At 63.8% G+C, this 25,695-nt stretch carries 27 protein-coding genes; 13 read left to right on the top strand and 14 right to left on the bottom strand.

Annotated features, from left to right (window positions below; all coding sequences use genetic code 11):
* Positions 1–684: 684 nt before the first annotated feature.
* The 5 genes from EG244_RS15275 to EG244_RS15255 are packed head-to-tail and all read right to left on the bottom strand — an operon-like array spanning position 685 to position 5,538.
* Complete coding sequence (locus EG244_RS15275) at positions 685–1,566, bottom strand: ABC transporter permease (RefSeq protein ID WP_124965984.1); 882 nt, start codon at positions 1,564–1,566, stop codon at positions 685–687.
* Positions 1,559–2,338, bottom strand: coding sequence for an ABC transporter ATP-binding protein (locus tag EG244_RS15270; protein ID WP_124965982.1), 780 nt, complete (start codon positions 2,336–2,338; stop codon positions 1,559–1,561). The genes EG244_RS15275 and EG244_RS15270 overlap by 8 nt, the downstream gene beginning before the upstream one ends.
* 13 nt (positions 2,339–2,351) lie before the next feature.
* A complete protein-coding gene (locus EG244_RS15265) occupies positions 2,352–3,371 on the bottom strand; it encodes an ABC transporter substrate-binding protein (protein WP_124965980.1) in 1,020 nt (339 codons plus the stop codon).
* A 30-nt stretch (positions 3,372–3,401) separates the two neighbouring features.
* Positions 3,402–4,595: a CaiB/BaiF CoA transferase family protein gene (locus EG244_RS15260; protein ID WP_124965978.1), complete on the bottom strand. Its 1,194-nt coding sequence runs from the start codon at positions 4,593–4,595 to the stop codon at positions 3,402–3,404.
* A 1-nt stretch (position 4,596) separates the two neighbouring features.
* Complete coding sequence (locus EG244_RS15255; protein ID WP_124965976.1) at positions 4,597–5,538, bottom strand: glycine/sarcosine/betaine reductase selenoprotein B family protein; 942 nt, start codon at positions 5,536–5,538, stop codon at positions 4,597–4,599.
* A 745-nt stretch (positions 5,539–6,283) separates the two neighbouring features.
* Here EG244_RS15255 and EG244_RS15250 point away from each other — a divergent pair.
* The 4 genes from EG244_RS15250 (at position 6,284) to EG244_RS21320 (ending at position 8,961) form a co-directional block, all read left to right on the top strand.
* Complete coding sequence (locus EG244_RS15250) at positions 6,284–6,820, top strand: cupin domain-containing protein (RefSeq protein WP_124965974.1); 537 nt, start codon at positions 6,284–6,286, stop codon at positions 6,818–6,820.
* A 304-nt stretch (positions 6,821–7,124) separates the two neighbouring features.
* The gene (locus EG244_RS15245) at positions 7,125–8,402 is read left to right on the top strand and encodes a PQQ-dependent sugar dehydrogenase (RefSeq protein ID WP_124965972.1); all 1,278 of its coding nucleotides are present in this window, start codon (positions 7,125–7,127) and stop codon (positions 8,400–8,402) included.
* A 168-nt stretch (positions 8,403–8,570) separates the two neighbouring features.
* Entirely contained in the window at positions 8,571–8,831 is a 261-nt protein-coding gene (locus tag EG244_RS15240) for a hypothetical protein (protein ID WP_233589033.1), read from the top strand.
* Positions 8,832–8,835: 4 nt separating this feature from the next.
* Positions 8,836–8,961: a hypothetical protein gene (locus EG244_RS21320; protein ID WP_267900288.1), complete on the top strand. Its 126-nt coding sequence runs from the start codon at positions 8,836–8,838 to the stop codon at positions 8,959–8,961.
* 170 nt (positions 8,962–9,131) lie between these two features.
* Here the strand turns inward: EG244_RS21320 and EG244_RS15230 are convergent, their stop codons facing one another.
* From EG244_RS15230 to EG244_RS15200, 7 genes are read right to left on the bottom strand one after another with little or no spacing between them, the layout of a single operon-like run.
* A complete protein-coding gene (locus EG244_RS15230; RefSeq protein WP_124965970.1) occupies positions 9,132–10,238 on the bottom strand; it encodes a BatD family protein in 1,107 nt (368 codons plus the stop codon).
* Entirely contained in the window at positions 10,232–10,834 is a 603-nt protein-coding gene (locus tag EG244_RS15225) for a hypothetical protein (RefSeq protein ID WP_124965968.1), read from the bottom strand. Before EG244_RS15225 ends, EG244_RS15230 begins: the two co-directional genes overlap by 7 nt.
* Positions 10,831–11,766: a vWA domain-containing protein gene (locus tag EG244_RS20445; RefSeq protein WP_158617323.1), complete on the bottom strand. Its 936-nt coding sequence runs from the start codon at positions 11,764–11,766 to the stop codon at positions 10,831–10,833. The genes EG244_RS15225 and EG244_RS20445 overlap by 4 nt, the downstream gene beginning before the upstream one ends.
* Complete coding sequence (locus tag EG244_RS15215; protein ID WP_124965966.1) at positions 11,763–12,707, bottom strand: VWA domain-containing protein; 945 nt, start codon at positions 12,705–12,707, stop codon at positions 11,763–11,765. The genes EG244_RS20445 and EG244_RS15215 overlap by 4 nt, the downstream gene beginning before the upstream one ends.
* A complete protein-coding gene (locus tag EG244_RS15210) occupies positions 12,704–13,060 on the bottom strand; it encodes a hypothetical protein (RefSeq protein WP_124965965.1) in 357 nt (118 codons plus the stop codon). Before EG244_RS15210 ends, EG244_RS15215 begins: the two co-directional genes overlap by 4 nt.
* A complete protein-coding gene (locus EG244_RS15205; RefSeq protein ID WP_124965963.1) occupies positions 13,057–13,962 on the bottom strand; it encodes a DUF58 domain-containing protein in 906 nt (301 codons plus the stop codon). The genes EG244_RS15210 and EG244_RS15205 overlap by 4 nt, the downstream gene beginning before the upstream one ends.
* Entirely contained in the window at positions 13,946–14,899 is a 954-nt protein-coding gene (locus EG244_RS15200) for an AAA family ATPase (RefSeq protein WP_199737998.1), read from the bottom strand. Before EG244_RS15200 ends, EG244_RS15205 begins: the two co-directional genes overlap by 17 nt.
* A gap of 264 nt (positions 14,900–15,163) precedes the next feature.
* Between EG244_RS15200 and gfa the strand changes: the two genes are divergently transcribed.
* The 7 genes from gfa (at position 15,164) to EG244_RS15165 (ending at position 21,875) form a co-directional block, all read left to right on the top strand.
* Complete coding sequence (gene gfa / locus EG244_RS15195; protein ID WP_124965959.1) at positions 15,164–15,745, top strand: S-(hydroxymethyl)glutathione synthase; 582 nt, start codon at positions 15,164–15,166, stop codon at positions 15,743–15,745.
* 126 nt (positions 15,746–15,871) lie between these two features.
* Positions 15,872–17,002, top strand: a complete 1,131-nt coding sequence (locus tag EG244_RS15190; protein WP_124965992.1) for an S-(hydroxymethyl)glutathione dehydrogenase/class III alcohol dehydrogenase — start codon at positions 15,872–15,874, stop codon at positions 17,000–17,002.
* A gap of 96 nt (positions 17,003–17,098) precedes the next feature.
* On the top strand, positions 17,099–17,929 hold the full coding sequence (gene fghA / locus EG244_RS15185) for an S-formylglutathione hydrolase (RefSeq protein WP_124965957.1): 831 nt from the start codon (positions 17,099–17,101) through the stop codon (positions 17,927–17,929).
* Between the two features lie 34 nt (positions 17,930–17,963).
* Positions 17,964–18,359 carry a c-type cytochrome gene (locus EG244_RS15180; protein ID WP_124965955.1) on the top strand — a complete coding sequence of 132 codons (396 nt, stop codon included), beginning with the start codon at positions 17,964–17,966 and terminating at the stop codon, positions 18,357–18,359.
* A 206-nt stretch (positions 18,360–18,565) separates the two neighbouring features.
* Positions 18,566–20,371: a methanol/ethanol family PQQ-dependent dehydrogenase gene (locus EG244_RS15175; protein WP_124965953.1), complete on the top strand. Its 1,806-nt coding sequence runs from the start codon at positions 18,566–18,568 to the stop codon at positions 20,369–20,371.
* 164 nt (positions 20,372–20,535) lie between these two features.
* Positions 20,536–21,048, top strand: a complete 513-nt coding sequence (locus tag EG244_RS15170) for a c-type cytochrome, methanol metabolism-related (RefSeq protein ID WP_124965951.1) — start codon at positions 20,536–20,538, stop codon at positions 21,046–21,048.
* On the top strand, positions 21,045–21,875 hold the full coding sequence (locus EG244_RS15165; RefSeq protein ID WP_407644050.1) for a substrate-binding domain-containing protein: 831 nt from the start codon (positions 21,045–21,047) through the stop codon (positions 21,873–21,875). The genes EG244_RS15170 and EG244_RS15165 overlap by 4 nt, the downstream gene beginning before the upstream one ends.
* On the opposite strand, the gene EG244_RS15160 is transcribed toward EG244_RS15165, so the two are convergent.
* Positions 21,853–22,782, bottom strand: a complete 930-nt coding sequence (locus EG244_RS15160; RefSeq protein ID WP_124965947.1) for a hypothetical protein — start codon at positions 22,780–22,782, stop codon at positions 21,853–21,855. The two genes, EG244_RS15165 and EG244_RS15160, sit on opposite strands and share 23 nt — an antisense overlap.
* Entirely contained in the window at positions 22,782–23,309 is a 528-nt protein-coding gene (locus EG244_RS15155) for an SRPBCC family protein (RefSeq protein WP_124965945.1), read from the bottom strand. Before EG244_RS15155 ends, EG244_RS15160 begins: the two co-directional genes overlap by 1 nt.
* A gap of 194 nt (positions 23,310–23,503) precedes the next feature.
* Between EG244_RS15155 and EG244_RS15150 the strand changes: the two genes are divergently transcribed.
* On the top strand, positions 23,504–24,706 hold the full coding sequence (locus tag EG244_RS15150) for an ABC transporter substrate-binding protein (RefSeq protein WP_124965943.1): 1,203 nt from the start codon (positions 23,504–23,506) through the stop codon (positions 24,704–24,706).
* An 18-nt stretch (positions 24,707–24,724) separates the two neighbouring features.
* A complete protein-coding gene (locus tag EG244_RS15145; protein ID WP_124965941.1) occupies positions 24,725–25,690 on the top strand; it encodes a PQQ-dependent catabolism-associated beta-propeller protein in 966 nt (321 codons plus the stop codon).
* The last annotated feature ends 5 nt before the right edge of the window (positions 25,691–25,695 follow it).

Below are 25,695 nucleotides of genomic sequence, written 5' to 3'. Positions count from 1 at the left end.
GTTCCGCGATCCGAAGATGACGCCTGCGCTGCCGGACCGGCTCACCCGCCATTGCGACCGGCAACGAGCCCTGCGCGTCAGGAACCGCGCCTGACGATCAGGGCCTGAGCCGCCTTTCACACCATGATCAGTTCCCTCGGCTCAGGCCCTGATCTCCGACCGCCCGGTGGGCTCAATCGTGCGCGCCGACAGAGGGGCAGCTTTCCACGCCGATTGACACATGGCAGGCCGCCCGGGCCATGGTTCATGAGCGCTCTGCCTGACCGATCACCCTGTCTCAGGCCCGGTGCAGCGCCTGCATGTCGACCGATGCGCCAGCTGCGGATATTCCTTAAAAACACATGTGGGGCTCATCGCGGCTTCGGCGATAGCCGCAGTATCGATCATGCCCGACGTGTTGGATTTGACCCAAGGCCTCACAGGGTGATCCGGCATACTGCGGACGTGGTCCCATGGCGCGCGAACTGCAATCAGGCCGATGAGGCCCCGGACGGGTTTCCAGGCGACGGCCGCGGGAAAACTTCAGCCGCCGGAGGGCCGAACCAGAGCCGTCGGGTGCAACTTCTTTCCGACATCGACCCCTAACAGTCCCCCCCATCAGGGTTTCGTTTGTTACGCCTTCTTTCTCTCCTGCATGGCTGGTGGCGCCGCGCCGGGGCGCCACCAGCATAGTTCCGGCGCAGCTCAGCCGTGGCTCATGCCCCAGCGGGCGATGGTGCGCCGCTCAATCACGCGGAAGACGAAGTTGTCGATCACAAGGCCCACGATGATGACCGACAAAAGCCCGGCAAAAACCGAAGGGATCTCAAGGATGTTTTTGTTCTCAAAGACATACCAACCAAGACCACCGCCCCCTGCGGTCGCGCCAAAGACCAGCTCTGCCGCGATCAGCGTGCGCCAGGCAAAGGCCCAGCCGATCTTCAGACCGGCCAGGATCGAGGGGAAAGCCGCCGGGATCATCACTTTCAAGACCAGCGGCAAACCGCGCAGGCCATAGTTGCGCCCCACCATCCGCAGCGTCGGCGAGACGGCGGTGAAACCGCTGTGGGTGTTCAGTGCCACCGGCCAGAGCACCGAATGGATCAGCACAAAGATGATCGACCCCATGCCCAGTCCGAACCACAACAGCGCCAGCGGCAGCAGCGCAATCGCAGGCAGCGGGTTGAACATCGCCGTCATGGTTTCCAGAATGTCATTGCCGATCTTCGTGCTGATCGCCGCCACCGACATCAGCGCCGCAAGAATGATCCCGCCGAAATAGCCCACCAGCAGCAGCTTCAGCGAGGACCAGGTCGCGGTCAGCAGTTTGCCATTGCTGATCCCATCCCCCATGGCCGAAAGCGTGGCGGTAAAGGTCGGAAACAGCAGCTCATTATCGGCCCAGCGGGCATAGCCCTCCCAGAAAAGCGCGATGGCGATCAGGATCAGGGCTTTACGCAAAGTGCCGATCGACCAGAGCCGCTCAAAGGCTGAGAGGCGGCGGCGCTCAATCACCAGATCGGCCGGGGCCTGAGAGGTGTTTTCTTCGCGGATGATGAAGGGGGTGGCGGTGACGGGCTCAGCCATGGGCCTCGGCTCCCTTCTGATCGTTTTCAAAGAGCATGTCGTGGATGATCTCGGACATTTTGCGCCCCGTCGCGGGGTCAATGCGGTCTTCGCCGTCTGAAATCATCTCGGCGCGCACCCGGCCAGGATGCGGCGAGAGCAGCAGGATGCGGTTGCCGATGCGGATCGCCTCAGCGATGGAATGGGTCACAAACAGCACGGTAAATTTCGTATCGTCCCAAAGCTGCAGCAGCTCATCCTGCATCTGCACCCGGGTCAGCGCATCAAGCGCGGCAAAGGGCTCATCCATCAGCAGGATATCCGGCTCCATGGCCATGCCGCGCGCGATGGCCACGCGCTGCTTCATGCCGCCCGAAAGCTGGTGCGGATGGGTGTCGGCAAATTTCGTCAGCCGCACCTTGTCGATATAATGCAGCGCACGCTCGCGCGCTTCGCGTTTGCTCAGACGGCCACTGGCGGTCAGGGCAAACATCACGTTTTCCAGCACCGTCTTCCAGGGCAAAAGCTGGTCAAACTCCTGAAACACCATCATCCGGTCGGGGCCGGGCTGCGTGATGCGCCGCCCGTTCAGGCTCATCTGACCTTCCGTGGGCGTCATATAGCCGCCCACCGCCTTCAGCAGCGTGGATTTCCCACAACCCGAAGGCCCGAGGAGGATGAAACGGTCCGACTTATTCACATCAAAACTGACGCGGTAAGTGGCAGTAATGAGCGACTCCGGGGTCTTATATTGCAGCGTGACGCCGTCGACGTTCAGCAGTTTCGTCTCCATCGGGCCAGACCTTTCAGTTGCCGCTGAGTTCGTGGAGTTCCGGGAAGAACAGGTCTTTCCAGTCTTCCGGCACGTTTTTGATCGCCCCGACCTCTTTAAAGAGGCCCAGAAGTTTGACGATATTGGTCGGCGTAACGGTATAGCCCATCCGCGGATCAGCGATCAGCTTTGCGGTGTCTTCAACCGAGTCTCTGGTATTGTTCAGGGCAGCGAGATAGATTTTCGCGGCCTCTTCGGGCTTTTCATTGATGAAATCGACCGAGTTTTTCAGCGCTTCGTGAACGGCGAGGAAGGTCTTGGGATTGGCATTACGAAACTTGGAAGTTGCCATCAGAACCGTGCCGGTCGCAGGCTCGCCGCCCTGAACGTCTTCTGCGGTCAGGATGACTTTCGCGCCCTCGATGCGGGCGGTCTCCCAGACTTCAAAGGGCGGCGCGGTGAAATGCGAATCCACACCCGAGCCGCTGGACTGCAGCGCGGCATAGGCATCGGGATGCGCCATGGTCACGGTCATCTGGTCAAAGCGGGTGATATGCTCGGGGCCGAATTTCTGCAGCGCCGCGATCTTCAGTGCCAGAGCCTGGGGCGAGGTGCCCACCGCCGGAACCGCGATCTTGGTGTCAAGCGGCAGATCTTCAATCTTTTCGACGCCCGGCAGACGGGTCACCAGATTCAGCACGTTATAGGTCTGGGCACCCAGCGATTTCACTTCGCCTTTGGTCTTGTCCCACAGAACCGCAAAGCCCGAAGTGCCGGTCGAGGCGACATGCAGGCTGCCCGAGAGCAGACCGTCGATCATCGCCGAGGAGCCCGCAAGGCTGACCCAGTTCACCTTCGTGTCCGGCAGGCCCTGGGCCGCCAGCTGCTTTTCGATAAACTGCTGATCTTTCATGATCATCAGCGGCAGATGCGACAGCGAGAACTGGTTGGCCAGGGTCACTTCCGACACCTCAGCCGAGGCGGGAGCGGCGAAAGCCACGCCCGCGCTCAGCGCAAGACCGGCGAGGAAAGAACGCAAACGGATCTCAGTCATGGAATGCTCCCTTGGGATATCTGGGGCCGCTCACAGCGCACCCGCGCTGCGGAAGGCGGAAATTTCATCCGGGCTGAAGCCCGCTTCTGTCAAAATCTGCTCGTTGTCGGTCCCGGCAGCGACCGGGGCGCGGGTGATGACGCCCGGGCCATTGGCGGTGCGGAACCCCGGTCCCGCAAAGGTCATCGGGCCGTAGTCCGACGGCACGGTCTGCAGGAAACCGCGCGCCTGAAGCTGCGGGTGCTGCAGCGTTTCATCGATGCTCAGGATGACCGAGCAGGGCACATCCGCAGCCGTGAGCTTTGCCGCCCACCCCTCGGGCGTGCCCGCGGTCATCGCGCCCTCAATGATGGCGCGCAGAGCGGCAGCGTGATCGCTGCGCGACTGCCAGTCGGCAAAGCGCGGATCCGCCAGCGCATCGGCGCGGCCGATGGTCTCCATCAGGCGGATGAACTGCTTTTCCAGAAGGATCGCCAGCATCAGCCAGCCGCCGCCACAGGCAAAGCGGTCGGCCGTCACTTTGCGCGTCACCGAAAGATTACCGTATTGCTGCGCCACGATCCCGGCCATGGTCACCTCTGACACCTGCTGCGTCAGCACGTTCAGCGTGGATTCGACCATCGAGACGTCGAGAAACTCGCCCTCGCCCGTCACCGAGCGGCGATAAAGTGCGGCCGCCACCGCAAAAGCGCCGCTCATCCCGCCGATCAGATCACAGATCGGAATGCCGGTGCGCATCGGGCCGTCTTCGGGATTGCCGGTCATGGTCATCAGACCGGTCATGGCCTGGATCTTGCCGTCAAAAGCGGCGGTGCCGCGCTCTGGCCCGTCCTGGCCAAAGCCGCTGACCGCGCAATAGATCAGGCGTGGATTGATCTTTTTAAGCGCGTCAAAGCCAAAGCCCAGCCGCTCCATCACCCCGGGGCGGAAGTTTTCCCAGACGACATCGGCCTCAGCCACCAGGCGCTCAAGGATCACCCGCGCTTCGGGCCTGCGCAGATCCAGCGTCAGCGAGCGTTTGTTGACATTCACCGAGGCAAAGGCCGGGGCCATATTGCGCGCCACCCATTCGGGCGTCGATTGAAAGCGGCGCTGGTCCTCCCCCTCAGGCGGCTCGATCTTGATGACATCCGCCCCCTGCAACGCGAATTGATGGGTGCCGAACGGTCCCGCAAAAAACCGCGTGAAATCAAGGATGCGGACGCCCTGGAACAGTGCCGACATCTCAGGCTTCCTTCTTCAGGGTGTCTTCGCGGATCTGACGTGCGAGGATACGGGCGGCCTCGGCCTCCTCCATCAGGGCTTTGATCTGCTCGGGCGTCTGCTGGTGGATGTTCGAATAATCGAGCTTCCAGGAATGATCGGGGCGGAACTCTTCGGGAGAGGCCAGCGTGGTGCGCGGCCCCGGCGCCTGCTCCAGCAGATCCAGCGCCAGGTTCAGCGTGCGCAGCTGGCTTTCGGGATCATTCGGGCGGCCGGCGGCATTGCCAAGCGGCATATCCGAGAAGAGAAAGCGCGGCGCGCCGGCATATTCCACGATGTCTTTCGCAGCGCCCATCACCACGGTGATGAGGCCGTTTTCCTCCAGATACCGCGCCACAAGCGTGCAGGTCTGATGGCAGACCGGGCAGTTCGGCACCAGGATCGCCGCATCAACACCGTCTTCGCGCAGCCGCTTCAGCAGCTCGGGTGCATCGACCTCCAGGGTATGGCGCTGGCTGCGGTTGGTCGGCGCGCCATGAAAGCGCGGCGCAATCGCGCCAATCCGGCCCGCAGCTTCGGCTTTGCGCAAAGCCAGCAGCGGAAACCAGGCCCCCTGATCGGCCATATCGGCGTTTTTGCGGTCAATCCCGACATGTGAGATGCGCAGATCCGGATCGTGATCCGAAGGGCCGGAGAAGACCTCATAGAATTTCGCCGCCGAGTTATAGGGCGCCCCCGGACCCTGCGGCCCCTTATCGGCCTGATAGGGCGCGGCGGTGGTGATCAGGGCCACCGTCATCTCCGACAGCGGCTTGCCGGGCCGGGTGAAGGGCGCATCCGGGTTATGCGCCCATTCATAGGGTTTGTCGTAGCCCAGACCGAGATACCATTCCCGCGTGCGGCGCATATAGCCCAGCGGCTGGCTCAGCGGTCCGGCAAGGCGGGCTTCATCAACTTGGAACATGGTTCTCTCCGGGCCCCGGGCAGGCAGGGTCATTGCGCTTCGGCTCTCTTTGCAAAAGCACCAAGACGGGCGCTGCCGCAAGGACCACTCACTGCCTGGCGGTAGCAGGAACATTCAAAGATTGCGGCAAAAAAGAAATAAAAAACCACGTGAAGGCCTGCATTGGCAGCTTTATGAGGATCCGGGGCCGCTCTGCCTTTGATCCGCAGGAAGGCGCGCCATTCCTCTCCCCCGCCCTTCGCAGGGAAAATATTCCGCCTGGCGTGACCTTTGGGAAGGACATTCCGCTGCGCAGAGGCCCTTCGGTAATTTTCCCGGGCCCAAGGGGGCTCTCCCTCAGGGCTTTTGCGGGGGAGAGAAATATTCTCCTCCCCCGGGGAAATTTCGCCGCCGAATTCCGCATCAGGACCCGCCAGCGAGAGAACCCTGTGCTGCCCAAGGGGCTGCGTCCGGGCCGTCCGTCATAAGAAAACCCGCCGCCGCTCACAGCTCAGTTATTTGAAATCCCAGCAAAACAAGGCAGACTGAAAGGATCTTCCTGCGCCCGCATCTGCGTGCCGGACCCCGCGCCTCAGATCGGGGGCGGGCTTTGAGGCTGCTGCGCGGCTCAAAATCCGGCTTTTGTTCCGCCGCAGCGCCGCGCTTGCACAGGCTGGCGCTGCGCGGCTAAGTCAGAGCGACGGGCGGAGGACTGAGGTCTCTGCCTTTGCGCGGAAGCTTCGCGCTGCGAAAGAAGGAAAGCGTCATGCCGCACGATCATCTGCACGATCACGACCACAGCCACGATCACTCCCACGACCACGCCCATGACGGCGATGCGCCGAAGTGGAAGTTCGACGGCGTGCGCGTGATCAAAGGCGACCAGCTCGACAGCAATACCGCTCAGACCCCGGGCATGTTCCGTCAGGCCGCGATCAACCATGCCCGCGTCGGCGCTCAGAAAATCTGGGCCGGCACCGTGGCGATTGCACCCGATGCAAAGACCGGCGTGCACCATCACGGCCCGCTGGAAAGCGTGATCTATGTGGTCTCGGGCCTTGCGCGTCTGCGGTGGGGCGAGCGGCTGGAGTTTGTGGCCGAAGCCGGTCCGGGCGATTTCATCTATGTCCCGCCCTATGTGCCGCACCAGGAGATCAACGCCGATCCCACCCAGGTGCTGCAATGCGTGCTGGTGCGCTCGGACAATGAGGCGGTGGTGGTCAATATCACCGACGTCGACCCCATTGAGCCGCCTGAGAATGTCTATTGGGTGGACCCGATCCACGCGGCCCCCGAGGCCTGATCCGACCCGCACCGCCCGTGACAGCAAAGCCCGCATGGCCCGCGCCCTGCGGGCCTTTTCGTCTGTGCCGCCCGGCGGTTTCGCAGCGGGAAAGCTGTGAGGCGGCGCCGCGCGCGAATTTTTTACGGCCTCACGGAAAACAGGCGACAGATCGCGAAAAGATGTTAGTCTCTGGATGGTTGCCCGGAACCTGCCCCCTCACCCGACCAGGTGTTGAGACAGGGCCAAAGCCCGGGCTGTGGTTCCGGCCTGACTGTCCGCAGGCGTGACAGGGCAGGCTTTATCTCTGGGAGGAGACTTACAAATGCCAGGACCCGCCTCACGTTTTTACCATGCCACCGTCTCGGCTCTGGCGCTTGCCGGGCTGGGCGCCCTGCCCGCGCTGGCCGCCGCCCCTGAGCTTGAGATCACCGAGGTGGTCAGCGGGCTCGATCAGTCATGGGATGTGGCCTTCCTGCCCGATGGCACAATGTTCATCACGGAAAAATGCGACGGCCTTTCGGTGCGCCTGCCCTCAGGCGATATCACAAAGCTGATCGGCATGGAGGGCACTGAGGGCTTCGCCAGCCCGCAGGAGGATCTGATCTGCAACGGTCAGGCCGGGATGAACGGCGTGGCCGTCGATCCCGATTTTGCCTCAAACCGCACGATCTACGTCTATTCGGCCTCTAAAAAGGCAGAGCCGACCACCAACCGGCTGATGAAATATAAAGTGGCTGAGGACTTTTCGAATGTCTCAGACCGCACGGATATCATTGAAGATATCCCCTATAAGCTGAAGGATTCCGACCACCCCTTCGGCGGGTCGGGCGCGCATAATGGCGGGCGTATCCGCTTTAACCCGGTGGACGGCTATCTTTATGTGACCACCGGCGACACCCATAACAGCGAAGTGCCGCAAAGCGGGACGCTGCTGGGGGGCAAAGTCCTGCGCATCGACAAGGACGGCAAGGCTGCTGCCGACAACAAGCCGCCGGAAGGCTTTGATCCGCGCATCTACACCTATGGCCACCGCAACGTTCAGGGCATCGGCTTCCGCCCCGGCACCGGTCAGCCGGTGGTGGCAGAGCATGGCCCCTGGCATTCTGATGAGATCACCGCCCTTGTGGTCGGCGGCAACGGCGGCTGGGATCCGCGCCCCAATCAGTCCGGCCGCGGTGAGTGCCCCGATAATTACTGTGGCTATTCGCCCAACCAGCACGACGGAATGGACCCGGTTGAGCGGGCGAAATTCATGTCGATGACCGACCTCGCGCTCTATCCCGATGCGATGAAGCCGGCCTGGAACAACAACGGCCTCTCGCAGGGCAGCGGCTCGGCGGATTTCCTTGTGGGCGACGCATGGGGCGACTGGAATGGTCGGCTGGCTGTTGGCCTGATGGGCATTGCCTTTGGCGGCACGCCGCTTGGCAACCGCATTGATGTGGTTGACCTTTCTGAGGATGGCCAGAGCGCCGCTGAAGTTGTCACCATGGAGTTGCCGGGCATTGATGGCCGTTTCCGCGGGCTGACCCTTGGCCCCGACAACGCGCTTTACGCGGTGCTTGAGGAAGGCCAGATCTTCCGCATTGCGCCAAAATAAGGCACCGACACAGATCTGCGGCTGCCCGTCGAAAGGCGGGCAGCCGTTTTCTTTGCGGATGCCGGTCTTTGCGCGATTGCCCTGCGGGCCCGCCCTGACACCAGGCGGGAACAGAGCGGCCCCTCTGCGGGTTATCCCCGCACAGCGCTATAGCACCGGAGATCCCCCATGCCCCGACCTGAGCCTCTGCAGGGCCGCCCTGATGCGACCCGGACCCCCGATCCTCTCGCCGATGAGCCGGTCTTTGACCGCGCGCAGGAGGATCTGCCCCTCGCGGATGACGAGCCGCTGAACCTCGACGAGGACGGCAATGTTCTGCCCGGCAATGATCCGCTGGATGAAGATCCGAATGACAACGGAGAGACGGAGCAGAACGACCCAGAGGATCTGCGCCGCCGCCGCCTCATCGGACAGCCGCTGAAGGAGTGATGCCATGCGGCCCCCCGGCCCCCCCGGGCGCAACCCCGCGCCGGATCCCGGCCCCGATCTGCCGGGCGATCCGACCGGCCCTGCGCCGGGCGATCTGCCTCCGGACATGCCCGACACCCTGCCGGTCTGAAATCCGGGTTCAGGCGTAATCCCGAAGCCCTGGCCATCGCAGTGGCCTGCTCAGCGGGGGGAAAGGCGCGCTTTTAAGGCGCGTTCTAAAGGCGTGAAAGTCGCTCCGCCCCCGCAGATTGCGCAACGCCGGTGCGGCCGTCACCTTTGCGCCCAAAGCCCTGAACCGCCTCAGACCTGTCCCCGGCCATAAATCCGCCGATCGAGCGCGGCGCGGCGGGCGGGCGGCAGGTTCAGCTCCTCCGCCAGCCGACGCTCCGTCAGAAGATCCCCGCGCCGCTTCGCCTGCCACAGGGCCAGCCATCGCCGCGGGTCAAACCTGCGCAGCCGATCCGTCAGGCCCGTCCCGGGCCGCAGCGCGTCAAAGCGCAGCAGGGCTAAGACGGCGCCCGCCACCAGACCGGCCAACACCGCCCCGGCAAGGCCCCATTTCAAAGAGCCAGGCAGACGGCCCGTTACATTCTGCCCGGTGTAATAACTGGCGTAGCCAATTGTAATAGATGGAATTTCCACGCTGCTCATGCGGTGGTTGACGGTGTCAAACCAGGGAATGATGATCGGCTCCAGCACCCCCGGCTCGCCATGTTCGGGACGGAACTGCCACTCCCAGACCACCTCGGACACCGGGCCCTCCGGGGTGCGGCGCATCTCCCGGCGCACGGGCGCTGAAAAGGTGATCAGCCAGGGCTCGGAAATCAGCGGTCGCGGCGGCAGATGCTCGGGCAGCGAGCCGAGCGCGCGCAGCGTCACACGGCGGGTCACCGCCTCACCGTCAGGAAGCCGCGCGGGATCGCCTGAGAGACTGTCCTCAATCTCCACCGCGCGGGCCGCGAATTTCCAGCCGTTCATCCTCGGATCGGGATGGGGCGCGACCGAGACCACCAGGGGCTCAGCCTTGACGCTGGCCGTGGCGCGCTGGCCCGCCCGGGTGATGATGGTTAATTGATGCTCGGCAGGGCCGAACTGCAAAACGCCGTCATGGCGCGGCCAGATCGCCAGATGGCGCTGCAGGATCATCCAGTTTTTGCCGTCGATGCGCTCTTCGAACCATTCATCGGCTTTGGTCTGGATCCAGTCAAAGGTGTCGCTGGGCGGCAGAACCAGCTTTTCACCGGCGATGTGACGGTCATAGCGCCCGCGCAGGATCACCGGGATCATCTGCCCGACGACGGGGCGATCCACCGGCTCTGCCAGTAGAAATTTCAGGGAAAACTCGCCCTCAGCCCGGGCCGTCAGCGGCCACAGAAGCAGCAGTGCAAGGAGCAGACGGATCACCATGGGTCGCCCTCCTCCGGCGGGGTCAGCCCCAATGAGAGCCGCCGCATATGCTCTTCGGCAAGGCGCAGACGCAGAAATTCACCCGGATCATCCGCCAGCGCGGCAAGCCAGGCCGCATCGGCGACCCGACCGCCTTCATCCAGCGGACGCTCCAGCCGGCGGACGCCCTCAACCACGGCGCCGCCATGGGTCTTATAGGCCTCGGCCTTGATGCGGCCTGCGTTATTGGCCTCGCCGACGACCGGGGGGTAAAGAGTTGAGACATAGGCCATATTCTCACGTGCCTGACTGTCGGAGGGGTTCACAAAAAGAACCGCCCGGAAGTAGGCAACCGAGAGTGGATAGGCCCCCACCGAAGCCAGGCTGAGGCCGCGGTTATAGGTGGAATTGCGCCCCGCGCGACGAAAGGCGTCATCGCCCTTTGGGTAATCGCCCGCAAGATACCAGCCCACGCCGGCCACAGAGGGATCATCACTGACCCGCGCGGCCAGCCCGGGCAGTCCCAGCAGAAAGGCAAGGCGGGCAAAGGGGGCAGTGCCGCCAAGCGCGAAAGCCGCGATCAGGCAGAGCAGCGCGACTGCAGACAGAGCTTTCATCCCTCACGCCTCCGGAACAGCGGCAGCAGCGCCAGCAGGGCAAGACCAAGGATCCAGGGGCCAAAGTCCTGCAAAGCGGCCGCCGACTGCGGATCGCGCGCCAGCCGGATCCGCGCAGCAGAGGCAATCGCCCGCGCCAGATCCGGGGTTTGCGCTTCGTCAAAGGCCTGACCACCCCCCGCCTGGGCGAGCGTCCTCAGGGACCCGGGCTCCGGCGGCGGCGCGCCCTCAGCGCTTGCGGGCAGCGCCAGACCCCAGACCCGCGCCCCGTCCGAGGCGAGGCGGCGGGCCTCTTCGACCGCCAGTTCACGGATGCCCGCACCGTCAGAAATCACCACCAGATCGGCGCCGCCGATGCCCGGTCCACCGCCCTCTTCAGGATCGGCGAACAGATCGCGGGCCATCGACAGCGCAATATCGGGGCGCGAGCCGGCCACCGGCATGGTGTCCTGCGACAGCACCGCAATCGTCCCCTCAAGGCTTTCGGCATCGGAGGTCGGCGGCGAGATCAGATAGGCATCCGCCGCCCAGCCCATCAGCCCCACCGGCCGCCCCTCTGCGCTTTGCAAAAGCCGCATGGCGGCGGTCTGCAGCCCCGCCAGCGCCACCGGAGAGGCCACCACCGAGGGCGACAGATCCAGCAGCAGCAGCAAAGGATCAAGGCGGCGATACTCCGCCTGCCCCGCGCGCGGCACCGCAGGCCCCGAGAGCGCCAGCACCAGCAGTGCGCCCGACAGCGGCAGCCAGATCCGCAGCCGCCCCGCCGCCCCCGTCCTGAGCCAGCCATAGCGCTGCAGCAGCGCCAGCATCTCAGGCGCGATCACCCGCCCCCAGTCGCCATGCGGCGGATCCCGCCAGAGCCGAAAGGCCAGAGCCGCGAGGGGCAGCAGCGCCAAAAGCCACCAGGGCCGCAGAAAGATCAGCTCACTCATGACGGTCTGCGCCACATCAGTACCCCCAGAAGCAAGAGTGCCAGACCGGCAGGCCAGGGCCAGAGCCCCTGATAAACCGCGATCGGCGGGCGCAGCGCCGGGTTCGGCTCCAGCGCGTCCAGCGTGTCGGCCATGGCCTGCAGATCTTCGAGACTGCGGACGCGGAAGGTCTCGCCCCCGGCAATTTCGGCGATATCGCGCAGGGTGGCGATGTCCACCGCATCACGCGCCGTGGGCCTTGTTTCCAGATCATCGGGCCCAAGCGCCACGCTGTGAATGCGGATCCCCGCCTGCGCTGAAAGCCGCGCCACCTCTCTGGCGTCGATCCGCGCCGCCGTATCGCGCCCGTCTGAAAAGAGCACGATCACCCGCGACCGGGCCTCCGACGCCAGACTGCGTTTCAGCGCAAGCCCCAGCCCGTCCGAGATCGCCGTCGAGCGCCCGGTCAGCCCGATCACCGCTTCATCAAGGGCGCGCACCACGGCGTTCAGATCATGGCTGAGCGGGCTTAAGACATAGGCGCGGTCGGCAAAAACGATCAGCCCGACCCGGTCGCCCTGACGGTCGCGGATGAATTCGCCCGCCACTTTGCGCACCGCCGCCAGCCGTGAGACGGTCTCGCCATCAAGGGTGAAATCCTCGGTCGCCATAGAGCCCGACATATCAAGGACCAGCAGAATATCGCGCCCCGTGGCGCTGCGGTCCGGCCGCAGCTTCACCTGTTGCGGCTGCGCCAGCGCCAGCGTCAGCAGCGCCCAGATCAGCAGCGACAGCCCCCGGCGTCCGCGCAGCGGGTTGAGCCTTGCGGGCGGCTGCCCCTCGGCGCGGATGCCCTCGGGCAGCTCCAGACTGCTCAGCGCGGTGGCGCGGGGCGGCAGCAGCTGCACGAGAAAGGGCACCAGCAGCAGAAGGACCGCAAGCGGCAGCGCAAAACTGATCATCGCAGTCCCCCCCGGCGCGAGAGCCGCGCCGCCAGAGCCTCACGCGCAGGCCCGGGATCGGGGGCGTAAAGCGCCGACTGCTCGGCAGATGTCAGCTCCACGCCGCGTTTTGCGGCGAGCGCGGCAAGGGCCAGCATCCCTTCACCCGGGGGAAGATCGCGGGCCGCCTGCGCCGCGGCCCTGAGGGGGATGCGCGGCGGTCTGCGCTTCAGGCCCGGTGCGATCAGCCACCAGATCAGACCCGCAAGCAGAAGGCCCAGCCCGAAGGCCAGCAGATAATCCGCCGGACCCGCGGTCAGGAAAGCCTCCGGCAGGCGGGGGGGATGCAGATTGGCGGCGACCCCGGCGCTCATCCTGCCGCCTCCCGCGCAGAGGTGTCAGAGGCGATCCGCGCGACCCGAAGGCCAGGCAGATGCAGATTTGCCGCCCGGCGGCTGCGGCTGGCGGGCAGCGCGCCGAAGGACAAAAGCTCAGAGGGGGCGGCACCGGCCCGGTGACTGGCCAGCGCCCCCGCCGGCGCAGCGCGCTCCATCGGGTCTTCAATGAGCAAAAGGGTGGCCGGTCCGCGCTGCGCCAGGGCTGCGAGCACCGCTGTCAGACCCGCGCCAGGGGCATCCAGACCGCTGGCCAGCGCCACCATAGCCCCGGGCGGGGCATGGCGCAGGGCCGCTGCAAGCTGGCTGTCGAGATCGGGGGTTTCATGGGGGCCCTGCTGTGCGGCCAGTGCCGCCTGGTGGGCGCGGGCCAGATGAGAGGCGATCCGCGACATCCCGCTGTGGCGGGCGCGGGGGCGCGTCACCTCAAGGCCCTGATCCGAGAGCGTCACCAGACCTGCTGCGCCGCCTGCCGCCATAGCCTGCCAGCCGAGCCGCATCAGCACCTCTGCCGCCGCAACCGAGCGAAAGCGCAGCCGGCTGCCCCAGAGCATGGGGCGGCGAAAATCGGCGATCAGCAGCAGGTTCCCCTCGCGGTCCTCATGAAAGCCGCGCACCTGCGGGCTGCCCGCCCGGGCCGAAGCCGCCGCATCGAGAAAGCGCGGGTCATCGCCGTCGGCAAAGGGGCGCAGTTCCCGGATCACATGGCCCTGCCCCGCGGCGCGGGTGGCCGTGATGCCCGGGCGCTTCGCCAGCGCCAGCGCAGGGATGTCCTGCGGCAGCGGCGGCGCGAATTCCAGCGCGAGAAGGGCGGCCACCGTCACCTGATCGCCGCTGAGGGCCGGGGCTCTGGCGGCCGGGGTGTTACCAGGGCCGGACATGATCAAGCAGCCGCGCAATCAGATCCCGTCCGGTGACCCCTTCAGAGGTCGCACGCCAGCCCGGAATAATCCGGTGACCAAGCGCATCGGGGGCCAGCGCCGTGACGTCTTCAGGCAGCGCATGATCACGCCCGAGCAGCGCGGCCCGCGCCCGCGCCCCCGCCGCCAGCGCCAGCGAGCCACGCGGCGAGACCGCATGTCCGACCAGCCCGTCCAGCGGGCCGCCCGCCGTCTCCCGCGTGCCGACGACCAGCCGCACGATATAATCGCGCAGAGCCGGGGCCAGATGGATCTGCGCCACATGGGCGCGGGCCGCATGAATTGCGCCAGCCTCAACACGGGTGATGCGGTTCTGGGCGGGCGGCGTCAGTGCAAGGCCCTCAGCCTCAACGAGATCTAGGATCGCGCGCTCATCCTCGGCGCCCGGAAGTGCCAGATCCACATGCAGCAAAAAGCGGTCCAGCTGCGCTTCGGGCAGCGGAAAGGTGCCCTCATGTTCAATGGGGTTCTGGGTCGCGACCACAAGGAAAGGGTCCGGCAGCATGCGGGTTTCGCCCCCGCTGGTCACCTGACGCTCGGCCATGGCCTCCAGCAGCGCCGACTGCACCTTCGGCGGCGCGCGGTTGATCTCATCGACCAGCACCAGATTGTGGAAAAGCGGCCCCTCGCGGAAGCTGAAGGCGCCGCTGTCGGGGTGATAGACCTGGGTGCCGGTGATGTCAGAGGGCATCAGATCCGGGGTACACTGCACCCGTGCAAAACTGCCCGACAGCCCCGCAGAGAGCAGCTTCACCGCCCGCGTCTTCGCCAGCCCCGGCGGCCCCTCAATCAGCACATGGCCCGAGGTCAGCAGCGCGATCAGCAGACGGTCCGTCAGATATTCATGTCCCACAAGGCCCCGGCGCAGATCTGCCGCGAGGGCAATCAGGGGCGCCATGGCCGCGCCATCCGCCCCCCGTGGTTGCGTGGCAACCGCTGTTGCTTCGATCATCCTCAGCCCTCCCGAACCTGACCTCCGAACGGCAGATTGGCGCGTTTAAACCAGTCCGCCAACGATTTTCCGGGCTTTCCCCCTCATGCTTTAGGTTGAGAGGCGCTTTGGGTGGCGGGGCTTCGCGTCTCCACCCTTTTGCTGAATTGCGCGAGCGGCGGGCGCAGCCGACACTCCCCGGGATCGGTTCGATTCAGGAGGAGAACGGACGTGACTTACGAACATATTAAGATCCATCCGGCGGTAGACGGTGGCGTGAAACAGGGCCGCGCAGATTTCGCCGGTGGCACGCTGCACTGCAACTGCGCCACCGATAAGGTGGAAGTGAAAGTGGGCGGTCAGACCGCGCATAACCACGTCTGCGGCTGCACCAAATGCTGGAAGCCCGACGGGGCCGTCTTCAGCCAGGTTGCCGTTGTCGGCCGTGATGCGGTCAGCGTCACCGCGAACGGTCATAAACTGAAGATCGTCAATGAAGCGGCCCCCATTCAGCGCCATGCCTGCTCGGGCTGCGGTGCGCATATGTATGGCCGCATTGAGAACACCGGGCATCCGTTCTACGGCCTTGATTTCGTTCACACCGAACTCTCGGACCAGGACGGCTGGAGCGAGCCGCAGTTTGCGGCCTTCGTCTCTTCGATCATCGAATCCGGCGTTGAGCCTTCGCGGATGGGCGATATCCGCGCCCGTCTGAAAGAGCTCGGCCTTGAGCCCTATGACGCGCTGTCGCCGCCGCTGATGGATGCGATTGCGACCCATGTTGCGAAACAATCGGGCGCGCTGAAAGCCTGATCCTCTTCCTCCCGAAGGGGCCGGGCCCGGCGTTCGCGCCGCCCGGCCCCGCTTCTGTCTGAACCGATCCGGGGGCCTGTGCCCCTGCCCCTTTGACCAAAGTCGAACCCCAGGAGAATATCCATGATGCGCACCCGTGCCGCCGTCGCCCTTGCCGCCGGCAAACCCCTGGAAATCATGGAGGTGAACCTCGAAGGCCCGAAGAAGGGCGAGGTCCTCATTGAAATCAAAGCCACCGGCCTTTGCCACACCGATGAGTTCACCCGCTCGGGCGCGGACCCGGAAGGCATCTTCCCCTGCATTCTGGGCCATGAAGGCGCAGGCATCGTCATCGAAGTCGGCGAGGGCGTCACCACGCTGAAGCCGGGCGATCACGTGATCCCGCTTTACACCCCTGAGTGCCGCGAATGCCCCTCGTGCCTGTCGCAGAAAACCAACCTCTGCACCTCGATCCGCTCGACGCAGGGCCAGGGCCTGATGCCCGATGGCACCACCCGCTTCTCGATGCTCGATGGTACGCCGATCTATCACTATATGGGCTGCTCGACCTTTGCGAACCACACCGTCATGCCCGAAATCGCGCTGGCGAAAGTGGATCCGGCAGCACCCTTTGACAAAATCTGCTATATCGGCTGCGGCGTGACCACCGGGATCGGGGCCGTTCTGAACACCGCAAAGGTGGAAATCGGCGCGAAAGCCGTGGTCTTTGGTCTGGGCGGCATTGGTCTCAACGTCATCCAGGGCCTGAAAATGGCCGGGGCCGATATGATCATCGGTGTGGATCTGAACAACGACAAGAAAGAATGGGGCGAGAAGTTCGGGATGACCCACTTCGTCAACCCCAAAGAGATCGAAGGCTCGGTCGTTCAGCATATCGTGGATCTGACCAAGACCCCCTTCGATCAGATCGGCGGCGCGGATTATTCCTTCGACTGCACCGGCAACGTCAAGGTGATGCGCGACGCGCTGGAATGCACCCACCGCGGCTGGGGTGTCTCGGTGGTAATCGGCGTGGCCCCGGCGGGCGCGGAAATTCAGACCCGTCCGTTCCAGCTGGTCACCGGCCGCGTCTGGAAAGGCACCGCTTTTGGCGGCGCACGCGGGCGCACCGATGTGCCGAAGATCGTGGATTGGTACATGCAGGGCAAAATCGAGATCGACTCGATGATCACCCATAAGCTGAAGCTTGAGGAGATCAACAAGGGCTTCGATCTGATGCACGAAGGCAAATCGATCCGCGCCGTCGTCGAATTCTGATCCCCTGAACGCCTGACCGCGCGCAGAGCGCTGCGCGGTCAGGCCCGTCGCGCGCGGGCCAGGTTGCGCCTGCCGCTTCAGCCAAAGGACCCTGCCATGAAAACCCTGTCAGAAAACGCCTCCTTCGGAGGGGTTCAGGGCGTCTATTCGCACAGCTCTGACGCCTGCCGGTGTGAGATGACCTTCGCCGTCTATCTGCCGCCCCAGGCCAAACACGGCAAAGTGCCGGTGCTGTGGTTTCTCTCAGGCCTGACCTGCACCCATGAAAACGCCATGACCAAAGCCGGTGCACAGCAATGGGCCGCAGAAGAAGGCATCGCGCTGATCTTTCCCGACACCTCGCCGCGCGGTGAGGGCGTGGCCAATGATGCGGCCTATGATCTGGGCCAGGGCGCGGGCTTTTACGTCAACGCGACCGAAGCCCCCTGGGCGCCGCATTTTCAGATGTGGGACTATATCGCCAAAGAACTGCCCGATCTGGTCTTTGAGAACTTCCCGCTCGACCGCGAAGCCCAGGGCATCACCGGGCATTCCATGGGCGGGCATGGCGCGCTGACCCTGGCGCTGAGCCACCCTGAGATCTACCGCTCCGTCTCGGCGATCTCGCCCATCGCCAATCCCACGGCCAGCGACTGGGGCCGCAAGCAGCTGACGGCCTATCTTGGCGCGGATGAGAGCACATGGGCGGGTCACGACGCCTCTCTCCTGCTGGCGGAAAAAGGCTATCCCGGCACCATCATGGTCGATCAGGGCGCGAAAGATCAGTTCCTTGATCTGCTGAAACCTGAGGCACTGGTGACGGCCGCGACCCTGAAGCGGCAGCCTTTGCGCTTCCGGCTGATTGAAACTTATGATCACAGCTATTTCTATGTCGCAAGCGTGATGCAGGACCATGTGAAGTTCCACGCGACAAACCTGTGCACCTGAGGCACAACGTGCTCAGGAATCTGAGGAGGAAAAGATGATCCGACTGACCGGTGCGCTGACCGCGCTGACCCTGATGAGCCTTGCCCCGGCTGCTTTTGCTGAGGGTGATGCGGAAAAGGGCGCAAAAGTCTTTCGCAAATGCGCCGCCTGCCATACCGTCGAGGCGGATGGTCCGAAACGGGCCGGGCCCAATCTTCATGGCGTGGCCGGCCGCGTCGTTGGCTCGCTCGAAGGCTTTGCTTACTCAAATCCGCTCAAAGCCGCCGGGGAAGCGGGCGATGTCTGGAGCGATGAACAGCTTGACGCCTTCCTGAGCGATCCGAAGTTGATGTACAAAGGCCATAAGATGTCCTTTGCCGGCCTGAAAAAAGCCGATGAGCGCACGGATCTGATTGCCTATCTGCACGCCCAGGCCCCTGCAGCCGAGTAACGGATCCTGCGCTGCCGCGGATCGGGCCGCCCTTCGGGGCGGCCTTTGTTTTATGGGCCCGCGCGCCTCATACTTTGGTCGCAGCAGACACCGGACACGTTGACAGAATCCCGCAACTGCCGCTTCATAAGAAAATATTAAGAACCCGTCTTCAGGCTTGAGGAGGCCGACGGTGAGCTTATGCACCCAGGGGAGGAGAACCTGAGATGAAACGATCAATGCTCGGTCTGTTGGCCGCGCTTCTTGTATCGACCGCAGCACCTGCGCTTGCCAATGACTCCGTCAAGGCGCTGCAGGCGGATTCCAAGCAATGGGCACAGCAGCTTGGCAATTATGCCGGGCAGCGCTACTCAGAGCTGAACGCCATCAACAAAGACAACGTCGGCAAAATGCAGGTCGCATGGACCTTCTCAACCGGCGTGCTGCGCGGGCATGAAGGCTCGCCGCTGGTGATCGGGGGCATCATGTATGTCCATACCCCGTTCCCGAATATGGTCTACGCGCTGAACCTTGCCGATGAAGGCAAGATCATGTGGCGCTATGTGCCCGAGCAGAACGCCGATGTGATCGGGGTGATGTGCTGTGACACCGTTTACCGCGGTCTCGCCTATGCGGATGACACCATTTATCTGCACCAGGCGGATACCAAGCTGGTCGCGCTTGACGCGAAAACCGGCGCGGAAAAATGGTCGGTCGTGAACGGCGATCCGTCCAAAGGGGAAACCAACACCGCCACCGTCACCATCGTCAACGACAAGGTGCTCGTCGGCATCTCGGGCGGTGAATATGGTGTGCGCGGTCACTTGACCGCCTATAACACCAAAGACGGCAGCCTTGCCTGGCGCGCCTATTCGACCGGCCCGGATGCGGAAATGCTGGTTGACCCGGAAAACACCATGGTGCTGGGCAAGCCGATCGGCAAAGACAGCTCGCTCAACTCCTGGGAAGGCGACCAGTGGCAGATCGGCGGCGGCACCACCTGGGGCTGGTCCACCTATGACGCTGATCTGAACCTGATCTATTACGGCACCGGGAACCCCTCGACCTGGAACCCGAGCCAGCGCCCGGGCGACAACAAATGGTCGATGACCATCATGGCCCGCGATGCCGACACCGGTATGGCGAAGTGGTTCTACCAGAAGACCCCGCATGACGAGTGGGACTTCGACGGTGTGAACGAGAACATCCTCGCCGATATCGAAATCGACGGGCAGATGCGCAAAGTTCTGGTCAACTTTGACCGTAACGGCTTTGGCTATACCCTCGACCGCGTCACCGGCGAGCTGCTGGTTGCTGAGAAGTTCGACCCCCAGGTCAACTGGGCAACCCATGTTGAGATGGACAAAACCTCCGATCAATATGGCCGTCCGCAGGTTGTGGCGGAATATTCGACCGCTCAGAACGGCGAAGACACCAATACCACCGGCATCTGCCCGGCCGCCCTCGGCTCGAAAGACCAGCAGCCGGCGGCCTTCTCGCCGAAGACCAATCTGTTCTATGTGCCGACCAACCACGTCTGCATGGACTATGAGCCCTTCCGCGTCAGCTATGCGGCCGGTCAGCCCTATGTCGGTGCAACCCTCTCGATGTTCCCGGCGCCGAACAGCCATGGCGGCATGGGCAACTTCATCGCCTGGGACGCTGCCAAAGGCGAGATCAAATGGTCGCTGCCTGAGCAGTTCTCGGTCTGGTCGGGGGCGCTGGCCACCGCGGGCGACATCGTCTTCTACGGTACGCTGGAAGGCTACCTGAAGGCCGTCGACTCCGAGACCGGCAAAGAGCTTTACAAATTCAAAACCCCCTCGGGCATCATCGGCAACGTCTTCACCTATGAAAATGCCGGCAAGCAATATGTCGGCGTGCTCTCGGGGATCGGCGGCTGGGCGGGGATCGGTCTGGCAGCAGGCCTGACCAACCCCAACGACGGTCTGGGTGCTGTGGGCGGCTATGCGGCGCTTTCGGATTACACCGCGCTTGGCGGTCAGCTGACGGTCTTCAAACTGCCGGAGTGATCCGCGTCGGAAGACAGAGTGACATTTGCCGCCCCCCTTTTCGCAAAGGGGGGCGGTTTTTCATTGCCCGCAGGCCCCGGGGACCCGACCTCCTACTAAAGTCGAGTGTCCGGACGGTCACTCCTCCGCTAGCCTCAGTCCTGGGATTAAGGGAGGACTGATTCATGAAATTCACCACGCCGCTTCTGGCCCTGTTGATTGCCGCGGCCGGTGCAGGACCGGGACGGGCGGAAGTGGATGTCGCGGCTGCAAGCACGGATGGTGTGCGCCATTTCAACGCCGAAGACATTCCGACCTATGTGATCAATGAGGACGGCGCCGTTGACTGGCCGACCTTCTCGGGCTTCCGGCGCTATCACGCGGAATGCCACGTCTGCCACGGGCCGGATGGCGAAGGCTCGACCTATGCGCCGGCGCTGAAAAACTCGGCCATCAAGATGGATTATTATGACTTCGTGGGGATAGTCGCCAGCGGCAAGCAGGAGGTCAGCTCCGCCTCGAACCAGGTGATGCCCGCTTTTGCGACAAATCCCAACGTGATGTGCTATCTTGACGACATCTACACCTATCTGCGTGCCCGTGGCACTGAGGCCATCCCGCGCGGACGCCCCGCCAAACGGATGGACAAATCCGACGAATATGCAGCAGCAGAAAAGGCCTGTATGGAGGGGTCATGATGTATCGCCTGACCGGCGCGGTCTGTCTGTCACTGGGGCTGATCAGCAGCCCCGGTTACGCCCAGGTGGCGGATCTGGTGGATAAAAGCAGCTTCCGCGTCTGCGCCGATCCGGCCAATCTGCCGCTGTCCTCGCAGGACGGGAGCGGCTTTGAAAACCACATCGCAGAGCTTTTGGCCGCAAAGCTGGAGCGTCCGGTCCGCTACACCTGGTTTCCCCAGGTCATCGGCTTTGTGCGCCAGACGCTGACGGCGGGCAAATGCGATGTGGTGATCGGCGCGCCGCAGGGCGATGAGCTGGTGCTGAACACCAACCATTATTACACCTCGACCCATGTGATGGTGGTGCGCGCCGACAGTGATCTGGCGGATGTGACTACCCTCTCCGATCCGCGCCTGCAGGGGCGCAGGGGGGGCGTGGTGGCAGGCTCTCCGGTGACCACTCATGCGGCGCGGCGCGGCATGATGAAGCTTGCCAAACCCTATGATCTGATGATCGACCGGCGGGTGGAAAACCCTGCGGGCGATATGCTGCGCGATCTGGCAGAGGGTGTGACGGATTTCGCGCTGATGTGGGGGCCAATCGCCGGGCCGCTGGCGAAAGAGACCCCGGGTCTGAAGGTGATCCCGCTTGTCGAAGAGACCGGAACACCGCGGCTGTTCTTTCGCATCACCATGGGGGTGCGCGCGGGTGAGATTGAGTGGAAACACCAGCTCAACAGCCTGATCCGCCGCAATCAGGCCGGGATCGACGCCATTCTGCGCGAGGCGGGCGTGCCCCTGGTGGATGACTACGGCAAAACGCTTAAGGCTGCGGCTCAGCCGTGATGAACCGGCCGAAGGCCCGCGGGCCTTCGGGCATCTTCGCCTCTGAGATCAGCTCCAGGCTTTCGGTGTCAAAGATCTGCACCAGATCCGAAAACCAGCTGGCGACCACAAGGCGCCCCTGGGAATCGACCGACAGCCCCTCGGGATAATCCCCCGTTTCAATCCGCCCGGTCACCTCAAAGCTTTGCGCATCAAAGACCGTCAGACTGGCATCATATTGATTGCTGACAAATCCCCGCCCCGCCGCGAAAGCCGTGGCATAGGGGCGGCTGCCGGTGGGGATGCGCGCCACTTCCGCCCCGCTTGGCAGATCAATGACCGAGAGATCATCCGACAGCACATTGCTGACAAACGCCCGCCCCTCATGCAAAGTCACACCAAAGGGGTGATGGCCGACCGGCACCTCCAGGGGCGCGCAGGTGAGGCAACCGGCAGGATAGATCAGCGCCAGATCGGCGTCCCGGGCCGCGACGACAAAGCGCCCGGTGTCATCCGTATCGATCCCGGTTGGATTGGCGGCGGCCCGCAGACGGGCGCGCCGCGTCAGATCCGGCACCGAGAGGCGATGAACCGCCCCCTCTGCCGCAGCATCCGTCACCAGAAGATCGCCGTTTGAGCCATCGAAAGCCAGGGCAAAGGGCGCGCCGTCAAAGACGTGACGCGCCACCCCGGCTCCGTGAAGATCCAGCAGATGCAGGGTTTTTGTGCCCACAGCGATCACGGCGACATACCGGTCACTCACCGCAAGCGCGGCGGGCTGACCGGGCAGATCCACCTCGCGCAGCAATTCTGCGCCGGGGGTGCGCAGAAAGCTTAACTTCCCCGCGCTCTGGCTGGTGATCACGGCGAGATCCGCCTGCGCGCCGCCCGCGACGGCCACCCAGATGACGGCGGCGCGCAGGAGCATCAGTTCACTTTGCCAAAACGTGCGGCCAGCGCGTCAAGCCCCGCCTGATGATGGGCGCGCACCGCCTCGGTGGAGGCCTCATCGTTCAGATCAGCGGGCGGATCATTCTGCGGGAAGGCCCGGTAGAAGGCGCCGCGCCAGTCCACCCGCGTCTTGCCGCCCTCTTCCTTCAGCGTGATATGCGCGGCGTAGTTAGACGCCTTCACCGCTGCGATATTGTCGCTCACAAAACGCACCGAGATGGCATGTTTCGCCGGATCAAGCCGCATCAGTTCTTCGGTCACAGCCCCGCCGGTCTTCAGCACCCGCTCACGGGTGGCCCCTTTTTCGTTCTTTGCCTGCGTAAAGCTTTCGGTCGAGGGGTCCCAGGACGGGTCGCTGAAATTTCCGACCACCGACCAGACCTCTGCGACGGGCGCATCCAGCACCACGCTCTGCTCGGTCTTCAACCGCGCCGGCCCATGTGCCAAAGCCGGCGCTGCCAGCCCGATGGCGAGTACAAATCCTGCGGCAAATCTTGCAAACATTCTGCGTCCTTTCCTTCCGGCCCCGCCGCTCTGCGGGGCCTCTGCCGGATGAGGATGTGCGGGATAAATGTCCCGACACAGTCAGACGAAAGTATGACGACCATTGAAATCATACGCTTATGAATTTCTTATTAGGCCTTTCTGCTTTGATTCAATGCAGGAACCGCTCCCTAATAGTTGAAGGGAGAAACATCATGCTGCGAGATCCGACATCCTCAGGGCTGCTGCTGGCGGCCACCCTTGCGGCGCTGGCCGCACCGGGCGCCACACAGGCGCAAACCGATACCACCCTCTACCGCGCCGCCGTTTTGCGGATTGATACGCCGGGGCCGATGCCCATTTCACGGCTCAGCCTGCCCGCTGCGGATGCGGGCTTTGCCGGGGGCAATCTGGGCACAGCCGACAATGCCACCACCGGCGCTTTTATGAAGCAAAGCTTTGAGACGGAAAGTCTGGCCATCGCGCCCGATGCCCTCGCCTCTGAGATGGAACGGCTGCTGGGCGAAGGTGTGCAGTGGTTCGTGGTGCTGGGCGACAGTGCCTCGGTGCAACAGGCCTCAGACCTCGCGGGCGAGCGGGCGATGGTTTTCAACGCAACCGCCACCGATGACGCGCTGAGGGGCGAGAACTGCCGCGCCAATCTGCTGCATATCGCCCCCTCAGATGCGATGCTCAGCGATGCGCTGGCGCAATATCTGGTCTGGAAACGCTGGAGCGACTGGTTCCTGATCGAGGGCAGCCACCCGCAGGACCGCGCCCTTGGCGCGGCCTACCGCCGTGCGGCGGATAAATTCGGCGCGCGCATTACGACCGATCGGGTCTTTGAGGACACCGGCGGCGCGCGGCGCACTGACAGTGGCCATGTGCAGGTCCAGGCACAGATGCCGGTCTTCACTCAGGGCGCCGCCAACCATCACGTAGTGGTCGCGGCCGATCATTCCGGCGTTTTCGCCGACTGGCTGCCCTATCACACCTGGGACGCGCGTCCGGTGACCGGTTCGGCCGGGCTGAAGCCGGTCACCTGGCACCCGGCGCATGAGGCCTGGGGGGCGACCCAGTGGCAGTCGCGTTTTGAAAAGCTGGCCGGGCGTCAGGCGACCCCGGTGGATTTCCAGGTCTGGACCGCATTGCGCGTGGTGGGAGAGGCCGCGACCCGCACCAAGGGCGGTGATTTTGCCGCGCTGCGCGATCACATTCTGTCGCCCGAGTTCAGCCTTGCCGCCTTTAAGGGCCAGAAGCTGACCTTCCGCGACTGGGACGGGCAACTGCGCCAGCCGATCCTGCTGGCCTCGGATCTGGTGATCACTTCGGTCTCACCGCAGGAGGAATTTCTGCACCAGACCAGCCATCTCGACACGCTCGGCATCGACCGACAGGAAACCACCTGCAAAAAATAAACAAAACGGGAGGGAACTATGAAGCTTCTTACGGCACTGGCTGCCTGCACGATTCTGGGAACGGCTCCGGCATTCGCAGATAAGATTTTCGTTTCGAACGAGAAAGGTAACTCCATCACGGTGCTGGATGCCGCCTCGCTGGAGGTGATCCATACCATCACCGGCATGCAGCGCCCGCGCGGGATCACCGCCTCGCCCGATGGGAAAGTGATCTATGTCTGCGCCTCGGACGACAACCTGGTGCGGGTCTATGACGCCGCAACCTATGAGGAGCTGCCCTCGCTGCCCTCAGGCCCGGATCCGGAGCTTTTCGTGCTGCACCCGGAAGGCAAGAAGCTGTTCATCGCCAATGAGGACGACAATATCGTCACCGTGGTCGATACCGAAACCCGCCAGGTCCTGGCGGAAGTCCCGGTCGGCGTTGAGCCGGAGGGCATGGGCGTCAGCCCCGACGGCAAAATCGTGGTCAATACGTCGGAAACGACGAATATGGCCCACCTGATCGACACCGAAACCTTCGAGATCGTCGCCAATGTCCTCGTCGACAGCCGCCCGCGCTTTGCCGAATATACGCCCGACGGCAAGATCCTGTTCGTGACCGCAGAGATCGGCGGCACGGTTTCCGTGATCGACACCACCAGCCATGAAATCACTCAGAAGGTCACCTTTGAAGTGGCCGGCATCCTGCCCGAGGCGCTGCAACCGGTGGGTCTGCGCGTCACCAAAGACGGCAAAAAGGCCTATGTCGCGCTTGGTCCGGCCAACCGCGTCGCGGTGATCGACATCGCCTCGATGGCGGTGACGGATTACCTGCTGGTGGGCCAGCGCGTCTGGCAGCTGGCCTTCTCGCCGGATGGCAAATTCCTTTACACCACCAACGGCAATTCCAACGACATCTCGGTGATCAATACCGAGACCGATGAAGTCACCGTCTCGGTCCAGGTGGGCGAACAGCCCTGGGGCGTGGTCGCGGTGAAATCTTAATTTCC

The organism is Falsigemmobacter faecalis, assembly GCF_003863335.1.
GTDB lineage: Bacteria > Pseudomonadota > Alphaproteobacteria > Rhodobacterales > Rhodobacteraceae > Wagnerdoeblera > Wagnerdoeblera faecalis.
Note: the sequence above shows the minus strand (reverse complement) of the source record. Positions and strands in the feature narration are given on the sequence as shown.

Excerpts from the sequence above, each read along its gene's own strand:
- EG244_RS15275 (WP_124965984.1), bottom strand. The coding sequence starts at position 1,566 with ATGGCTGAGCCCGTCACCGCCACCCCCTTCATCATCCGCGAAGAAAAC.
- EG244_RS15270 (WP_124965982.1), bottom strand. The coding sequence starts at position 2,338 with ATGGAGACGAAACTGCTGAACGTCGACGGCGTCACGCTGCAATATAAG.
- EG244_RS15265 (WP_124965980.1), bottom strand. The coding sequence starts at position 3,371 with ATGACTGAGATCCGTTTGCGTTCTTTCCTCGCCGGTCTTGCGCTGAGC.
- EG244_RS15260 (WP_124965978.1), bottom strand. The coding sequence starts at position 4,595 with ATGTCGGCACTGTTCCAGGGCGTCCGCATCCTTGATTTCACGCGGTTT.
- EG244_RS15255 (WP_124965976.1), bottom strand. The coding sequence starts at position 5,538 with ATGTTCCAAGTTGATGAAGCCCGCCTTGCCGGACCGCTGAGCCAGCCG.
- EG244_RS15250 (WP_124965974.1), top strand. The coding sequence starts at position 6,284 with ATGCCGCACGATCATCTGCACGATCACGACCACAGCCACGATCACTCC.
- EG244_RS15245 (WP_124965972.1), top strand. The coding sequence starts at position 7,125 with ATGCCAGGACCCGCCTCACGTTTTTACCATGCCACCGTCTCGGCTCTG.
- EG244_RS15240 (WP_233589033.1), top strand. The coding sequence starts at position 8,571 with ATGCCCCGACCTGAGCCTCTGCAGGGCCGCCCTGATGCGACCCGGACC.
- EG244_RS21320 (WP_267900288.1), top strand. The coding sequence starts at position 8,836 with ATGCGGCCCCCCGGCCCCCCCGGGCGCAACCCCGCGCCGGATCCCGGC.
- EG244_RS15230 (WP_124965970.1), bottom strand. The coding sequence starts at position 10,238 with ATGGTGATCCGTCTGCTCCTTGCACTGCTGCTTCTGTGGCCGCTGACG.
- EG244_RS15225 (WP_124965968.1), bottom strand. The coding sequence starts at position 10,834 with ATGAAAGCTCTGTCTGCAGTCGCGCTGCTCTGCCTGATCGCGGCTTTC.
- EG244_RS20445 (WP_158617323.1), bottom strand. The coding sequence starts at position 11,766 with ATGAGTGAGCTGATCTTTCTGCGGCCCTGGTGGCTTTTGGCGCTGCTG.
- EG244_RS15215 (WP_124965966.1), bottom strand. The coding sequence starts at position 12,707 with ATGATCAGTTTTGCGCTGCCGCTTGCGGTCCTTCTGCTGCTGGTGCCC.
- EG244_RS15210 (WP_124965965.1), bottom strand. The coding sequence starts at position 13,060 with ATGAGCGCCGGGGTCGCCGCCAATCTGCATCCCCCCCGCCTGCCGGAG.
- EG244_RS15205 (WP_124965963.1), bottom strand. The coding sequence starts at position 13,962 with ATGTCCGGCCCTGGTAACACCCCGGCCGCCAGAGCCCCGGCCCTCAGC.
- EG244_RS15200 (WP_199737998.1), bottom strand. The coding sequence starts at position 14,899 with ATGGCGCCCCTGATTGCCCTCGCGGCAGATCTGCGCCGGGGCCTTGTG.
- EG244_RS15190 (WP_124965992.1), top strand. The coding sequence starts at position 15,872 with ATGCGCACCCGTGCCGCCGTCGCCCTTGCCGCCGGCAAACCCCTGGAA.
- fghA (WP_124965957.1), top strand. The coding sequence starts at position 17,099 with ATGAAAACCCTGTCAGAAAACGCCTCCTTCGGAGGGGTTCAGGGCGTC.
- EG244_RS15180 (WP_124965955.1), top strand. The coding sequence starts at position 17,964 with ATGATCCGACTGACCGGTGCGCTGACCGCGCTGACCCTGATGAGCCTT.
- EG244_RS15175 (WP_124965953.1), top strand. The coding sequence starts at position 18,566 with ATGAAACGATCAATGCTCGGTCTGTTGGCCGCGCTTCTTGTATCGACC.
- EG244_RS15170 (WP_124965951.1), top strand. The coding sequence starts at position 20,536 with ATGAAATTCACCACGCCGCTTCTGGCCCTGTTGATTGCCGCGGCCGGT.
- EG244_RS15165 (WP_407644050.1), top strand. The coding sequence starts at position 21,045 with ATGATGTATCGCCTGACCGGCGCGGTCTGTCTGTCACTGGGGCTGATC.
- EG244_RS15160 (WP_124965947.1), bottom strand. The coding sequence starts at position 22,782 with ATGCTCCTGCGCGCCGCCGTCATCTGGGTGGCCGTCGCGGGCGGCGCG.
- EG244_RS15155 (WP_124965945.1), bottom strand. The coding sequence starts at position 23,309 with ATGTTTGCAAGATTTGCCGCAGGATTTGTACTCGCCATCGGGCTGGCA.
- EG244_RS15150 (WP_124965943.1), top strand. The coding sequence starts at position 23,504 with ATGCTGCGAGATCCGACATCCTCAGGGCTGCTGCTGGCGGCCACCCTT.
- EG244_RS15145 (WP_124965941.1), top strand. The coding sequence starts at position 24,725 with ATGAAGCTTCTTACGGCACTGGCTGCCTGCACGATTCTGGGAACGGCT.